This window comes from Tateyamaria pelophila, assembly GCF_019966495.1.
Taxonomy (GTDB): domain Bacteria; phylum Pseudomonadota; class Alphaproteobacteria; order Rhodobacterales; family Rhodobacteraceae; genus Tateyamaria; species Tateyamaria pelophila.
Window position 1 is genome coordinate 1 of record NZ_JAIMIA010000113.1, and the last position, 13,881, is coordinate 13,881.

Below are 13,881 nucleotides of genomic sequence, written 5' to 3' on the forward strand. Positions count from 1 at the left end.
ACATCACGCAATTTCCTGTCGATGATCAAACTGGCATCCGTCAGGCTGTGGATCGAGTTTTATGAGTCCGCTGCCTAGATAAGTGTGCCCATCGCAATCGGAACATCACAAGACATATGGCAGGCAAGAGCATCAGCTTTCTGGAGAAATTCGCGCACAAACGCACGATGCGCCATTGGGCACGCGCGGCACGGAATGCAAACAGCGCCCGAATCGATGAACTGCGCGCCTTGCGCAGCAAAGCCCGCTTGCTGCGCAGCCACCTTGATCGTCTGATCCATCAGGCCGACGCAAGGTTGGCTTTGCCGATGATCGGTTCAACCGGCTCTACCCGGCCGCATAACTCTGACTGGTTCTGGCGTCCCGAACTCTGGCGGGGGCCTTTGGCCCCTGCGGGGATGTCTTCGGTTGAAACCAAATCCAGGTTGGGCAATGAGATCACGCTGTTCCATGACTGCGGGTTCAGTGAATTGACCCTGCGCCAGCTGCGCAATCTGCGCGAAGAGGATCTGGCGCCTTACGGGTTGTGTATGGACGTGTTTCACTTTGACGGTTCGTTCCTGTCACTGGTCGTGGACCTTCCACATGACGCCGTCAACGGACTGCGCAAAACTCACCTGATTGGCATGAACACGATTATTGACTCCGAAAAGCCCCTCGGCGTCTTTGCGCGCCTGAACATCCGCCACGGGCCAAACACCGAACAAATCGTGCGCGAATTGCCCATGAACGACAGAACCGAGACGATCGAATTCGACCTTGCTTACTCCAAGATGAACGAAAAGCGCGTGGAACATGCTTGGGTTGACCTCATATTTGACAACCCGGAGATGAATCAGGTGACTGTCCGCGATCTGACCTTCTCGCGCCGTCCGCGCGCTGCGCTTTAGAAAGGATGATTGCATGAGTACGCTGACCCTGACCCCGACGAAAATGCGCCACGCTGTGTGGCAAGGCGTGCTGCACCAAACCGGGACAGGCGTGCCACAGGTCACGGTCACACATCTTGACACCGAAATTCCGGATGTCACCGTGACCGAGAAAACTGAAGCAGGCCATTGGGTGCTCGACGTTCCAATTCCTGCCGAAGCAATCGCTGACGGTGTTCAGGTCTTTGTCATCAGTGACACGGTAGATGGCCAAGAGCTCGGCAGTTTTACCCTGATTGCCGGAGAGGCGCTCGGTGACGACATTCGCGCCGAAGTCGCGTTGTTGCGCGCGGAACTCGATATGCTCAAGCGCGCATTTCGACGCCACTGTGCCGATCCAGACTAGCCCCCGAGAGCCGTTGCTTCGATCTCGACCAGAAACTCGGCGCGCGTGAAGCCGGATACAATCATCAGCGTGGACGCAGGCAAATCGCTCAGTCCCGTCAACCATGCGTCCCGCGCCGCCATATAGTCTTGCATGTGTGCTCGGTCGGTGACGTATGCATTCAGACGCAGCACGTGTTGCCGCCCAAGGCCCGCAGCGCCCAGAATGGCCTCGATGTTACCAAAGCAAATCATCGCCTGATCGTATACCGACGCAGGCACAGTACCGTCGACGTCCAAGCCCAACTGGCCGGAGGTCAGGACCAGTTGGCCTGACGGAGCTTTGACCCCGTGACTGTATGCGCCGAAAGGTGGTGCAATCGACGGCGGATTCAGCGGCTTGATCATCGTTTTTTCCAATTCCTGCGTTTTAGGCGAATGCTCATACCCATAGGCGATCTGCTCGGCCCCGATCAAACACACAGACCGCAGACAGGTCAGCAAAAACACACCCGGAGGGCGCAATCGAGTAACCATGTTCAAAATCGCGGCACATTTTGAAGGCCCAAAACCAGCGGTGCGGTCGCATTTGAGTTGATCGCTCATCCCGGCGGGGTACAATATCGTAAATTTGACGTTCCGTTCTACCGCGTCGCCCAAACATTTGCATTGGCGGACCTATCATGACCAATCCCTGCATCATCTGCGTGGCAATCACTGGCAGCGTGCCAACGAAGGCCAATAATCCCGCCGTGCCCATCACCGTCGACGAGCAAATTGAATCGACCCATGCCGCGTTTGAAGCGGGGGCCACTATTTGCCACGCACATGTGCGCAATGACGATGAGACTCCGACATCTGATCCCGAAAAATTCGCACGCCTCAAGGAAGGGTTGGCAAAACACTGCCCCGGCATGATTATCCAGTTTTCCACCGGCGGACGGTCCGGGGCGGGCGAGACACGCGGCGGGATGTTGCCCTTGCGGCCCGACATGGCGTCATTGTCTGTCGGATCGAATAACTTTCCCACGCGGGTCTACGAAAATCCGCCCGATCTTGTCGATTGGCTGGCCGGCGAAATGCGCACCTATGACGTCAAGCCAGAGATCGAAGCCTTTGACCTAAGCCATATCCATCAGGCCGTTGCAATGAACCGAGACGGGCGCATTCCCGGCCCACTTTATATCCAGTTCGTGATGGGTGTGAAAAATGCGATGCCCGTGGATAAGGATGTGTTCGACTACTACATCAAGACGGTGAACCGGCTGGCGCCGGACGCCCAATGGTGCGCCGCGGGTATCGGTGCAGGGCAGATCGAAGTCAACGAATGGGCGATTGCAAGCGGCGGCCACACTCGAACCGGGCTGGAAGACAACATGCGATTGGATCGCGCGCGGCTTGCCCCCTCGAACGCCGCCCTTGTCGCACGTGCTGTGGCACTCTGCGAAAAATATGAACGGCCCGTGGCCACATGGCGGCAAGCACGTGACATCCTGGGTTTGCGCGCTGCTTAAGCCATTATTTTTGAAAGATTTTTGCAGGTCCAGAACCCAATGCAACCGGCCTGCAAGTCCTTGACCAAGTTCAACAAGGAAAAATTGAGCAGCGCTGGTTACGAATTCTAAACCGGCCCCACCTAACGTCCCCCCATCACAGAACGTGATGAGGACAAACTTGTGAAAGCGATTCTCGGGATAGTCGGGCTGCAGATTGGCGCAATATGCGCGGGTTTGCTTGTGTACACGGGCTCTGCCACCGCAAACAACAGCCAGACCTGTGACTTGGCGGCCGCGCGGGCGTCGCATGAATTCAATGTCCCGATCAATGTGCTGCGCGCCGTCACCCGCACGGAAACGGGGCGCGGAAAGGGCGGCACATTGCAGCCTTGGCCCTGGACAGTGAACATGGAAGGGGCCGGCCACTGGTTCGAGACCGAAGACGCCGCGCGGGCATTCGTTTTCAAACACTTCAAGCGGGGCGCGCGGAGCTTTGATGTCGGTTGTTTTCAGATCAACTACAAATGGCACGGGCAGGCGTTTCAGTCGATCGAAGAGATGTTCGATCCGATCAAGAATGCGCGCTACGCGGCCGAGTTTTTGTCCGACCTTCATCGGGAGTTGGGCAATTGGTCGGATGCGGCAGGAGCCTATCATTCGCGAACGCCAAAATATGCCAAAATCTATAAGTCACGTTTTGAGAGCATTCATCAGCAGTTGACCCCGATGAACGCAGTGGCGACGGCCGCACCCGCGCCCCAAAGGGAAAACAACTTTCCGTTGCTGACCGGAGCAACTTCGTCAAATCGCGGATCACTGGTTCCGCTCGCGAATACCGCACGCCGGTCGCTGTTTGCCGCGAGCGGAGGCGGCAATGGCTGAGCGCGCAATGACGTTCAGCGCCAAAGCGGCGTTTAATCCAACCGTTTTATTGGCTGTCGCGTTGATGGCGATCATCGTGATGATGATCCTTCCCATGCCCGCTTGGGTACTGGACATCGGATTGGCCGTATCCTTCGCGCTGGCGATCCTCATTTTCACCATCACGCTTTTTATCGAAAGACCGTTGGATTTCTCTGCCTTTCCAACGATTTTGCTGGCGTCTCTTATGCTTCGCCTGTCGTTGAACGTGTCGTCAACCAAGCTCATCATTGGCCAAGGGCATACCGGAACGCAGGCCGCAGGCGACGTTATCAACGGGTTCGCGCAATTCGTCATGGGCGGCAGTGTCTTTCTGGGTCTCGTCGTATTTTGCGTTCTGCTGATCGTCAATTTCATGGTGATCACCAAGGGGGCCACACGCATGGCCGAGGTCGGCGCGCGCTTTGCCCTGGACGGTATGCCAGGCAAACAACTCGCCATCGACAGCGACATGTCCGCAGGAGCCATCAGCCACCAGGAGGCAAAAGAACGGCGCGAGCTGGAACAGGCCGAAACAACCTTCTTCGGCTCGCTGGACGGGGCGTCGAAGTTTGTAAAAGGCGACGCGGTCGCGGGCCTTTTGATCACGCTGCTGAACCTTGTTGCCGGATTGATCATGGGCACCGTCGTGCACGGGATGCCGCTGGCCAGTGCGTTTGAAACCTATGCTATTTTGACGGTAGGCGACGGGCTGGTTTCGCAAATTCCCGCCGTTATCATCTCGATCGCTTCCGCTCTCCTGTTGGCCAAGGGCGGCGCCAAAGGCGCCACCGATCTTGCCGTGTTCGACCAGTTGGGCAAACATCCGGCTGCTCTGGCAACTGTCGCGGTCTTGATGGTGCTGTTCGCCCTGGTTCCCGGCCTGCCTTTCATGCCGTTCATGGCCGGCGGCATCGGCCTCGGCATCGCTGCATACATCATGCGCAAGCGGTTCAAGGCGAACGCGGTCTCGGACGCCATCGTGGAAGAAAGCGTCAACCTGCCTGCCGAAAAATCCCTCGGTGATATTCTGGAGCTTGACGATATCCATGTCGAATTTGCACCCGATCTGGTGAACATGGTGTTGGACCCTGGCACGGGCCTGGACGCCCGCATCGCAAATATGCGAACCCATGTCGCCACCGTTTTTGGCCTGATCCTTCCGGAAATCCGGTTGACAGATCACCCGGGATTGCCGACCGGTACATACGTTCTGCGCATACAAGGCGTCGAGCAGGCACGCGGCGAGTTGAGCGGCACGGATATCCTCGCCCTTTCGCCTGGAGAAGGCGCCGCCTTGCCCCCCGGCAAAGACACGACCGAGCCCGTTTACGGTGCCCCGGCGCGCTGGATCAACCCACAAGACCAGGAAACGGCAGCCCTGTCCGGCATCACGCTGGTCACCCCCACCGAGATATTGGCGACCCATCTGCTCGAGGTCGTGAAACGGAATTTCAGTCTCCTGCTGACCCTCAAATCCTTGCGCCGTCTGCTGCAGGAAATGACCAATATTTCCGATCCGGCGCGTGCGGATGCAAACCGCAAGCTTCTGGACGAACTCATTCCCGACAAGGTGCCGATTGATGTGTTGCACGCGGTATTGCGGCTCTTGCTGGATGAGCAGGTTTCGATCCGGAATCTGCCCCTTATCCTTGAGGCCACCGCCGAAGCACGCGGCCAGAATGCCCGGCCCGAGACAATCTGCGAGCATGTACGGCAGCGGCTCGGCTTCCAGTTGGTGGCCGAGATGCGACGCCCGGATGGCACGCTTCCGCTAGTTCAGCTGGCACCGGAATGGGAGGACGCGTTTGCAAATTACCAAGTGGATGCGGAACGCGGTCTTGATGTGGCCCTTCCACCAGATCTGTTCAATCGACTTGCTCTGAATATGTCCGAAAAGCTGCAGGATGCGAGCAATCAGGGCGTGTTTGCGGCCGTGGTGACCAACACGCGGCGACGGCGCTTCGTCAAAACGCTGATGCGGGCCAAGGGAATCTCGAATCCAGTTTTGTCATTTGAGGAGATCGGCATCGATGCAAGGCCTGCCCTGGTTGGGGTAGTTGCCGCATGACGGTTGCGGCGGATTTTCTGGCGCTGCTGCAAGCGCAACTTTGGATCGGCTTCGTCGTTTTCCTGCGCGTGGCAGCGATGGTGTCCCTGTTGCCCGGTTTCGGAGAGCAAACAGTACCCATGCGGGTCAAACTGGTCATCGCATTGGCCTTTACCCTGATCGTTGCGCCCGCCATTCCAGGCACACCGCCGGATCCAAGCCCCGGTATGATTGCCACTCTTGCGCTGACCGAAACGCTGTCCGGCGTCTTGATGGGCATTGGCGTCCGCCTCTTTATTCTTGCCTTGCAAACAGCGGGCGCGATTGCGGCACAATCCACATCGCTGTCTCAAATCCTCGGTGGCGCTGCGACTGAACCTCTGGCCGCGATGGGATATGTCTTGAGCGTTGGGGCGATTGCGTTGGCGGTCATGGCAGGTCTGCACATCAAGGCTGCACTGTTGCTCATTCATTCGTATGTCTTGTTGCCCATCGGCTTGATGTCAGCGGGAAGCGACGTCGCAGATTGGGGCCTTCAGCAAGTCGCATATGCCTTTGAACTTGCCTTCGTTCTTGCCGCACCGTTCGTCTTGCTCTCCGTTTTGTATAACCTGGCGCTTGGCGTGATCAACAAGGCGATGCCACAGTTGATGGTCGCGTTCGTCGGCGCGCCCGTGATCACGCTGGGCGGGCTCGTATTGCTGTTTCTGGCCGCTCCGACAATGCTGTCGGTGTGGTTGTCGGCGCTGGACCAGTTCATGGCCAATCCCTTCGGATCGGCCAGATGAGTGAACAGGACGACGACAGCGACAAGACCTTTGACCCGACTCCACAGAAACTATTGGAGGCAAGGAAGAAAGGCGATATTGCCAAATCAGCCGATCTGCAAACCGCTGCGGCGTATGCGGGGCTGACACTGGCGTTTCTGGCGCTTGGCGCACAAATGGTTCAATCTTTCGGTCTTCAGATGCAAGTGATGATTGACCAGGCTGACGAGATGTCCCGGCTGATGTTCGAAGGTGGGCCGAACGCACCTATGGGCAGCGTTTTGTGGCACACGGCGGTGGCTCTCGTGCCGGTCTTTGCGTTGCCTGCGTTGGCGGTCCTGACGGCCATTCTCGCGCAGCGCGCCTTTGTGGTCGCCCCCAGTAAACTTCAGCCAAAGCTGTCACGCATTTCCCTGCTGCAAAACGCCAAACAGAAGTTCGGGCGGAGCGGATTTTTCGAGTTTGGCAAAAGCTTTGTAAAACTGTTGATCTACTCGACCTTCTTGGCGGCCTTCCTCAAGGCGCGCATGCCCGAAATGATTTCCGTCATGCACAGTGGGCCCGGCAATGTTGTCCAATTGCTGGCCGAGTTGTGCATCGCCTTCTTGCTGGTCGTTGTTCTTGTCTCCGCCTGTATCGGAGGCATCGATGCCTTATGGCAGCATCAGGAACACATTCGCAAAAATCGGATGTCGCGCAAAGAGATCATGGACGAGACGAAGAACTCTGAAGGCGACCCGCACCTGAAGCAAGAGCGTCGCTCCCGCGCGCAGGCGATTGCCGCGCAACAAATGATGGCGGATGTGCCCGATGCCAACGTGATCATCGTAAACCCGACGCATTATGCGGTTGCGTTAAAATGGGCGCGCGAAGCCGGAACCGCCCCGATCTGTGTGGCAAAGGGCGTAGATGACACGGCCATGCGCATTCGTGAAACGGCGATGGAAGCGGGCGTTCCCATTCACAGCGATCCTCCCACCGCGCGGGCGCTTTATGCGGTGACGGAAATTGGCCACGAAATCGCGCCTGATCACTACCAGGCCGTCGCTGCGGCCATCCGCTTTGCGGATCAGATGCGCGATCGTGCACGCAAGGGAATATAGCCGTGGATTTTGATCAACTTCACAAGTTGTGCGACCTCAAATACCGCAACAGCCAGCAGAAACTGGCGGCCATACTCGAGCGGGAAAACAGCTTACGCGCCGAGCTTGAGAAATTGCGGGGCTATGTTGAAGAAACCCGTAGCCTCCCGACGGAACATGCACAGATGCGGGCCGTGGGTGCCGATATCATCTGGATGCGATGGGTGACCACAACACAATCTCGTTTGAATATCGAACTGGCGCAGGTCCTTGCCCAAAAGGAAGGGCACATCGCACAACACAAGCGCGCCTTCGGCAAAACCCAGGCGGCACAGTCGCTCGCCAAAGCGGACAAGGAAAAACTGGCCCGTCACCGGCGCGATCAAGCGCTGGCGCAAGCCATTACTCAGAGCGTGCTGCGCTGAAGGATCAGTAATCCTGCCGTGCGATCTCGATGATCAGGACATCCGAGATCTGATCGCCCATATCTTTTTGGGCAACTTCCCGAAGCGCTCCGCGCAAAACCGCCAGGTTGTTGGCATTGGTAAAGGCTCCTTCGAAACCGCCGATATTTGCATGGTCAAACAACACCTGCAGGAAAGAATCCCGTAATTTTGGCTCTTTCGCGTAAATCACGTCCTTTTGGCCCGCCGGAACTTCGAGGCTGAGGGACAGCACAACGAGCGCCGTGACCTGATCGCCTTCGACCACCGGGACGACAAACTGGTTGTTCATCTTCACATATTCGTGGTCCACATCGTTCGCTTCCTGGGTGCCTTCGGCTTCGACCGACATTTTTTCAGCGTCTTCCGACTGCTCCTCTGGAACGGGACCAGGTCGCAGGAAAATACCTGCACCAACTCCGGCACCGGACCCAACGAGCAACAGGATAAGCGGCAACAGTTTTTTCATCTTTCACCCCCTAGAATGGCAAAATGACATCAAGAACCTGCTGACCGTAGCGGGGTTGCTGCACATCCGTGATTTGTCCACGGCCACCATAGGACACACGCGCCGACGCGATCTTGTCATAGGTGATTTCGTTCTGACGAGAGATGTCTTCGGGCCGCACATATCCAGAAACCAGCAACTCGCGCAGTTCGAAGTTCACACGCAATTCCTGTGTCCCGGAGATTGACAAGACGCCATTAGGCAACACGTCTACTACCGTTGCCGCAACACGAAGCGTCAGTTTCTCGTTTCGCTTGACCGAGCCGTCTCCGCTCGAGCTGCTGTTGGAGTTGATGGCAACCAAATCCGCCGAAGACGCACCGTCAGGCAGTCGGCGATCCAGCCGTTGGGGCAGTCCGGCCAATTGTGCGGCGCCCAGAGCTTCGCTGCCACTGCGGGATCGGTCCGTTTCATTTGAGATTTCGGCTTCTTCGTCAATCTCGATCACCACGGTCATGATATCTCCGCGTTGCTTGGCGCGCATGTCTCCCCATAGCGATCCACGTTGACCGCTCCAAAGTGAAGCCTGATCGAGGTCCGTTTGCTCTTCAAAGATCAATGGCAAACTGCTCGCAATCATGGCTGAATGCTCTCTTGTCTCGACCGGATCAGAAAAAGACGGCGCTTTTCCCAGATGGTCCCCACGACCGCAGGCCGCCAGTCCGACGCACAACACCACGCCGGATACTGCTCTGAAACGTCTTTCGCGAATTGGATTTATCATTGTGTTACCTTTACTGTGCCGTCCGACTGTACAAACCCGAAGAGTGTTGAACGCGAACTGAGATTCATGATGCGGACGCGGTCGCCGATACCACCCCGCTCGAGCGCACGGCCGTCAGTGGTGATCATCAGCCCGTTTGCTTCGAAATGGAGCGAAACGATTTGGTTCCGGTCCACAAGCGCAGGCGGTCCGATGGCGTCAAAGGCAATCGGCCGGCCGGCATAAAGCGCGGTGCGCGCCTCTTGCCCTGCAACATCAGAGATGCGGTCAAACGCACCAGGTTTATCTCCTGATTTCAGAGCCAGATCAGACTCTGAAATCAACGCGCCGGGCCGCAGGGTCCGAACTGGCGTGACCACGTCGGCAAACGCGCTGTTGGCCACGAGGCACATGCATATGGCGAGGGCATGTCGCATCAGCGCACCTGCGTCATTGCGCCCATCATCTGATCGGCGGCAGAGATGACCTTGGAATTCATTTCGTAGCCCCTTTGGGCTGCGATCAGCTCCGTGATTTCGCGCACCGCATCCACAGAACTGTCCTCAAGGTATCCTTGGCGCAGCGTGCCCAATCCGTCTTCTCCCGGACTGGCGACCAAAGGAGGGCCTGAAGCTTCGGTTTCGATGAACAGATTGCTCCCCGTTGCCTCAAGGCCCTTGGGATTGGTAAATCCCGTAAGGTCAAATTGCCCGATCAATTGCGCGGCCGTATTATCCACGAAATAGGCATAAACCTCGCCATCCCCGTTGATCGAAATACTGCGCGCATCGCTTGGAATCACAATCTCCGGCGCAACGGGATAGCCATCCGACGTAACAATCAGCCCCTCGCCGTTGGTCTTTAACGCGCCGTCGCGGGTATAGGCCGTTTGACCCGATGGCAGCGTGACCTCAAGATATCCTTTGCCATCGATGGCGACGTCCAGATCTCCGCCGGTGGCCGACAAGGACCCTTGCATCAGATTGACCGAGATTGCCGCCGGCCGCACGCCCAATCCCAGTTGCACGCCGGTCGGCAGGACGGTGCCGTCGGAGGCGTTGATCGCACCCGGCCGTGTCATCTGCTGATAATGCAGGTCGGCGAATTCGGCACGGCGGGCGTTGTACCCCGTCGTGCTCATGTTCGCGAGGTTGTTGGATATGGTCTCGACCCGCATTTGCTGGGCCAGCATTCCGGTTGCTGCGATTTTCAGGGCGCGCATGTGCGTCTCCTCAGTTGGATTTCATCATCGCGTCCATCGCTCGGCGTACGCGCTCGTCTTCGGAATCGAGAAAGCTCTGACCCATTTCGTAGGCGCGCTGCACCTCGATCATCCGGGCGAGTTGGGAGATCGGGTCCACGTTGGACCCTTCAACAAACCCCTGCATCACCCGGGCGGTTTCAGCCGGTTCGTACCCATCATCGGCGCGAAACATCACACCGTTGGCACGCTCCATCGACACAGCGTCATTGGGCACCACGACTGCGATCTGCCCGACGAAATCACCATCGGCGCTCATCGTTCCGTCAGATCCGACACCGATCGTTTCGGCATTTGGCGGGATAAAGATGGGCGCTCCGCCCGCATCCAGAACCCTGTGACCATCAAATGTCACCAGATCGCCCTCGCCATTTGGGCTGAAGCTGCCGGCACGGGTCAATCGTTCACCGTCGGGCGTCTCGATCAGGAAAAAACCGTTGCCTTCGATTGCAAAATCGAATGTTCCGCCGGTTTCTTCCAACCCGCCCTGAACAAAAGAGGTCTGGCGCACGTTTCCGTGCCCCATGGACAGCGACGCGCCACCCTGGACGCTCTTCACGTATTCGGAAAAAACGACACCTTCCTGCCGAAAACCCGCCGTGGCGGCATTCGCGATATTATTGGCGACAACTTGCATCTCGCGCATCAGGCCCGATTGGCGTGTCAGTGTAATGTACCCTGTGCTGTCCAATTCAACCTCCGATTATCAGTGGAATGATGCGATCCTGAAAAAAGGACACCATCGTTTGCGTCATGAACCCCATCGAAACCCAGAAAACGACGATGATCGCGCCCAGTTTGGGGACGAAGGTCAGCGTCATCTCCTGGATCGACGTCAGCGCCTGCACCAAGCCGATTGAGACCCCTGCGACAAGTGCCACGGTCAGGATCGGGATCGACACCAGCACAGCAACCCAAAGTGCCTGCCTCAGCGTGTCAAAAAAGATCACCTCGTCCAGCATTACACCGGCATCCGCAGAATTTCCTGATACGCTTCGACGACCTTGTTGCGAACTGTTACTGCTGTTTCGACTGCAAGTTCGGTCTGCGCCAAGGCCTGCACCAGGGCATGTGGATCCGCGTCTCCCACCATCGCCTGTTGTGCAACCTTTTCGCCTTGAGCGACGGTCTGGGCAAAATCCATGACGACCTTGCCAAACATCGCCCCGCCATCATCGGTCGATGGTTCCGTCGCCGGACGGGATGCGGCGTACTTTTGCACCGCTGAAATAGCTGCTGAATCCATTCTGGATCTCCTTTGTGAAACGCCGTTTAACGGCGCAGTAATTGCATCAGGCTCGACGACATCTGCCGGGCCTGTTCGAACATTTTGAGGTTTGCTTCATAACTGCGTTGCGCTTCGCGCGCGTCTGCCAGTTCAATCAACAGATCAACGTTAGACCCCTGGTAATGACCCGTCTCATCCGCCATCGGATGCGATGGATCGTGAATTTTTTCCAAAGGCCGATCATCGAGCGACACCTTGCCGACTTCGACGGCGGAAGCACCTTCACTGCCGGTAAATGCCGTCTTGAAATCGATTGTCTTGCGCCGATATCCGGGCGTATCCGCATTCGAGATATTCTCGGACAAATGCCGCAACCGCGATGATTGCGCCTGCAGACCACTTGTTGAAACAGACAATGATTTACTGAATTCACTCATAAGAGACGCTCCTATTGACGGCCAAGGCTGCTGCGCAGGATGTTTAGCGCTGACTTGTAAATCGCGAGCGCACGATCATGCTGTCGCTTGGCATCCGTCCCGCGCAGCATTTCGGTTTCCAATGACACGGTGTTTCCATCGGGCGACGCAAAGGAGCGGTCCTTTTGCATCATGCTGGCAACTGTGCCATCGACAATACCGTGCAAGTGCCCCGACCTTGTGGCCTGCGGCATGTATCCCGCGCCGTCGCGCGCGGCATAGATTTCCTGGAATTTCGGGATATCACGCGCGACATAACCGGGCGTATCGGCATTCGCGACGTTTTGAGCAACGACAGCTTGCTTGTTTCCGGCATGGACAGCCATTGCGTGTGCCGTTTCGAATACGGCGAGGTTCTGGAACATCGGGGCTTCTCCCTCGAGTAATTTCAATCAAGGCTTAACCCTGATTCCTTTAAAAACAGTTTGCAGACATCAGGAGGATCCGATGCACCACGCTGTTCGATTGAAATCACTGCATTCACGGCTCGCAGGGCTGGAGGTCGCGCGCAGCGTCGGTCGTGTTGTCGCCGTGCAGGGCGGAGTATTGCACGTCTCCGGCCTTGATCAGCATGCGCGCATTGGAGATCGGGCAGAACTCACCCGGCGGGATGGATCACCTTTAAAGGGTGAAGTCATTCAATTGCTGCCGGAGGGAATCGTGCTATTGCCGGACGCGGCCATTGAAGGCGTCGCCCTGGCAGATCGGGTGACCCTGTCTCGGGGCGGAACGATTGCTCCGGATCAAAGCTGGGTAGGCCGCATTATTGACCCGGATGGCCAACCCCTGGACGGGTTCCCATTATCGCAAGGCCTGGTGGCTCGGCCCTTGCGTTGCGCGCCCCCCGCCGCTGCGACGCGCAAGCCAATGGGTGCAAGGCTAAGCACCGGCCATGTCGTTTTCGACACAATGCTGCCGATTGTGAAGGGCCAGCGGATCGGTCTTTTCGCCGGTTCTGGCGTTGGGAAATCCAGCCTGATGGGCGCGTTCGCAGGGCGCATAACCGCCGATATCGTCGTGATCGCAATGATAGGAGAACGCGGTCGCGAAGTGCGGCATTTCGTAGACGAGGTGCTTGGCTCCGAAGGGCGCGCGCGCACGATCGTGGTTGCAGCGACATCCGATCAGTCTCCTTTGATGCGACGACGTTGTGCCTGGACAGCAATGGCCGTGGCTGAGCATTTTCGCGATCAGGGTCAGTCTGTCTTATTCTTGGCCGATTCGATTACGCGTTTCGCAGAAGCGCATCGCGAGGTCGCCGTTGCCGGCGGTGAAGCCCCCGTTTTGCGTGGATTTCCACCATCCACAGCGCATCTGATCATGTCGTTATGCGAACGGGCTGGTCCCGGCGGAGAAGGTCAAGGTGACATCACCGGTGTTTTCAGCGTTCTGGTGGCCGGGTCAGATATGGACGAACCCATAGCCGATATCCTACGCGGCGTTTTGGATGGGCACGTCGTTTTGGATAGATCTATTGCAGAACGCGGCCGTTTTCCCGCCGTTGATGTTTTGCGATCCGTATCTCGTAGTCTGCCAGCTGCTGCAACAGCCGAAGAAAACAAAGTACTCGCGCAGGTTCGACAGCATCTCAGCACGTATTCAGAGAACCAAATGATGATCTCGGCAGGGCTATACTCGTAAACATCAACGCTGTTTCATCTGATCGTTGATACGTTGGGCCAACTTTTGAGTCTTGGGTGTATCCAGTTCCTCG

General features: G+C 57.3%; 19 protein-coding genes. 9 read left to right on the forward strand and 10 right to left on the reverse strand.

What is annotated here, in order from left to right; translation table 11 throughout:
- The first annotated feature begins 116 nt into the window (after window positions 1–116).
- A complete protein-coding gene (locus LC354_RS22200) occupies window positions 117–890 on the forward strand; it encodes a DUF6478 family protein (RefSeq protein WP_223427992.1) in 774 nt (257 codons plus the stop codon).
- A gap of 13 nt (window positions 891–903) precedes the next feature.
- A complete protein-coding gene (locus LC354_RS22205; protein WP_223427993.1) occupies window positions 904–1,275 on the forward strand; it encodes a hypothetical protein in 372 nt (123 codons plus the stop codon).
- Here LC354_RS22205 and LC354_RS22210 read toward each other — a convergent pair.
- Window positions 1,272–1,790, reverse strand: a complete 519-nt coding sequence (locus LC354_RS22210) for a RidA family protein (RefSeq protein ID WP_317849378.1) — start codon at window positions 1,788–1,790, stop codon at window positions 1,272–1,274. The two genes, LC354_RS22205 and LC354_RS22210, sit on opposite strands and share 4 nt — an antisense overlap.
- A gap of 146 nt (window positions 1,791–1,936) precedes the next feature.
- Between LC354_RS22210 and LC354_RS22215 the strand changes: the two genes are divergently transcribed.
- The 6 genes from LC354_RS22215 to LC354_RS22240 all read left to right on the forward strand — a co-directional run bounded on the left by LC354_RS22215 (window position 1,937) and on the right by LC354_RS22240 (window position 7,973).
- Entirely contained in the window at window positions 1,937–2,767 is an 831-nt protein-coding gene (locus LC354_RS22215; protein ID WP_223427995.1) for a BKACE family enzyme, read from the forward strand.
- Window positions 2,768–2,929: 162 nt separating this feature from the next.
- Window positions 2,930–3,631 (forward strand): transglycosylase SLT domain-containing protein, encoded by a 702-nt coding sequence (locus tag LC354_RS22220; RefSeq protein ID WP_317849379.1) that lies wholly within the window; start codon window positions 2,930–2,932, stop codon window positions 3,629–3,631.
- Window positions 3,624–5,720 (forward strand): flagellar biosynthesis protein FlhA, encoded by a 2,097-nt coding sequence (gene flhA / locus LC354_RS22225; RefSeq protein WP_223427997.1) that lies wholly within the window; start codon window positions 3,624–3,626, stop codon window positions 5,718–5,720. The genes LC354_RS22220 and flhA overlap by 8 nt, the downstream gene beginning before the upstream one ends.
- A complete protein-coding gene (locus tag LC354_RS22230) occupies window positions 5,717–6,487 on the forward strand; it encodes a flagellar biosynthetic protein FliR (protein WP_223427998.1) in 771 nt (256 codons plus the stop codon). The genes flhA and LC354_RS22230 overlap by 4 nt, the downstream gene beginning before the upstream one ends.
- The gene (locus LC354_RS22235; protein ID WP_223428000.1) at window positions 6,484–7,569 is read left to right on the forward strand and encodes an EscU/YscU/HrcU family type III secretion system export apparatus switch protein; all 1,086 of its coding nucleotides are present in this window, start codon (window positions 6,484–6,486) and stop codon (window positions 7,567–7,569) included. The genes LC354_RS22230 and LC354_RS22235 overlap by 4 nt, the downstream gene beginning before the upstream one ends.
- A 2-nt stretch (window positions 7,570–7,571) precedes the next feature.
- Window positions 7,572–7,973 carry a hypothetical protein gene (locus LC354_RS22240; RefSeq protein ID WP_223428002.1) on the forward strand — a complete coding sequence of 134 codons (402 nt, stop codon included), beginning with the start codon at window positions 7,572–7,574 and terminating at the stop codon, window positions 7,971–7,973.
- A gap of 4 nt (window positions 7,974–7,977) precedes the next feature.
- On the opposite strand, the gene LC354_RS22245 is transcribed toward LC354_RS22240, so the two are convergent.
- Genes LC354_RS22245 through LC354_RS22285 form a run of 9 tightly spaced genes read right to left on the reverse strand, consistent with a single transcriptional unit; the run spans window position 7,978 to window position 12,532 of the window.
- Window positions 7,978–8,460 (reverse strand): flagellar basal body-associated FliL family protein, encoded by a 483-nt coding sequence (locus LC354_RS22245; RefSeq protein ID WP_223428004.1) that lies wholly within the window; start codon window positions 8,458–8,460, stop codon window positions 7,978–7,980.
- Window positions 8,461–8,470: 10 nt separating this feature from the next.
- The gene (gene flgH / locus LC354_RS22250; protein WP_223428006.1) at window positions 8,471–9,223 is read right to left on the reverse strand and encodes a flagellar basal body L-ring protein FlgH; all 753 of its coding nucleotides are present in this window, start codon (window positions 9,221–9,223) and stop codon (window positions 8,471–8,473) included.
- The gene (gene flgA, locus LC354_RS22255) at window positions 9,220–9,639 is read right to left on the reverse strand and encodes a flagellar basal body P-ring formation chaperone FlgA (RefSeq protein ID WP_223428008.1); all 420 of its coding nucleotides are present in this window, start codon (window positions 9,637–9,639) and stop codon (window positions 9,220–9,222) included. Before flgA ends, flgH begins: the two co-directional genes overlap by 4 nt.
- Window positions 9,639–10,424: a flagellar basal-body rod protein FlgG gene (gene flgG, locus LC354_RS22260; protein ID WP_223428010.1), complete on the reverse strand. Its 786-nt coding sequence runs from the start codon at window positions 10,422–10,424 to the stop codon at window positions 9,639–9,641. Before flgG ends, flgA begins: the two co-directional genes overlap by 1 nt.
- A 10-nt stretch (window positions 10,425–10,434) precedes the next feature.
- On the reverse strand, window positions 10,435–11,154 hold the full coding sequence (locus tag LC354_RS22265; protein ID WP_223428011.1) for a flagellar hook-basal body complex protein: 720 nt from the start codon (window positions 11,152–11,154) through the stop codon (window positions 10,435–10,437).
- Window position 11,155: 1 nt separating this feature from the next.
- A complete protein-coding gene (locus LC354_RS22270) occupies window positions 11,156–11,425 on the reverse strand; it encodes a flagellar biosynthetic protein FliQ (protein WP_223428012.1) in 270 nt (89 codons plus the stop codon).
- Entirely contained in the window at window positions 11,425–11,709 is a 285-nt protein-coding gene (gene fliE, locus LC354_RS22275; protein ID WP_223428013.1) for a flagellar hook-basal body complex protein FliE, read from the reverse strand. Before fliE ends, LC354_RS22270 begins: the two co-directional genes overlap by 1 nt.
- A 26-nt stretch (window positions 11,710–11,735) precedes the next feature.
- The gene (gene flgC, locus LC354_RS22280) at window positions 11,736–12,128 is read right to left on the reverse strand and encodes a flagellar basal body rod protein FlgC (protein WP_223428031.1); all 393 of its coding nucleotides are present in this window, start codon (window positions 12,126–12,128) and stop codon (window positions 11,736–11,738) included.
- Between the two features lie 11 nt (window positions 12,129–12,139).
- Window positions 12,140–12,532 (reverse strand): FlgB family protein, encoded by a 393-nt coding sequence (locus LC354_RS22285; protein ID WP_223428032.1) that lies wholly within the window; start codon window positions 12,530–12,532, stop codon window positions 12,140–12,142.
- Between the two features lie 82 nt (window positions 12,533–12,614).
- Here LC354_RS22285 and LC354_RS22290 point away from each other — a divergent pair, with 82 nt between their 5' ends.
- On the forward strand, window positions 12,615–13,808 hold the full coding sequence (locus LC354_RS22290; protein ID WP_223428033.1) for a FliI/YscN family ATPase: 1,194 nt from the start codon (window positions 12,615–12,617) through the stop codon (window positions 13,806–13,808).
- Window positions 13,809–13,881 lie beyond the last annotated feature (73 nt).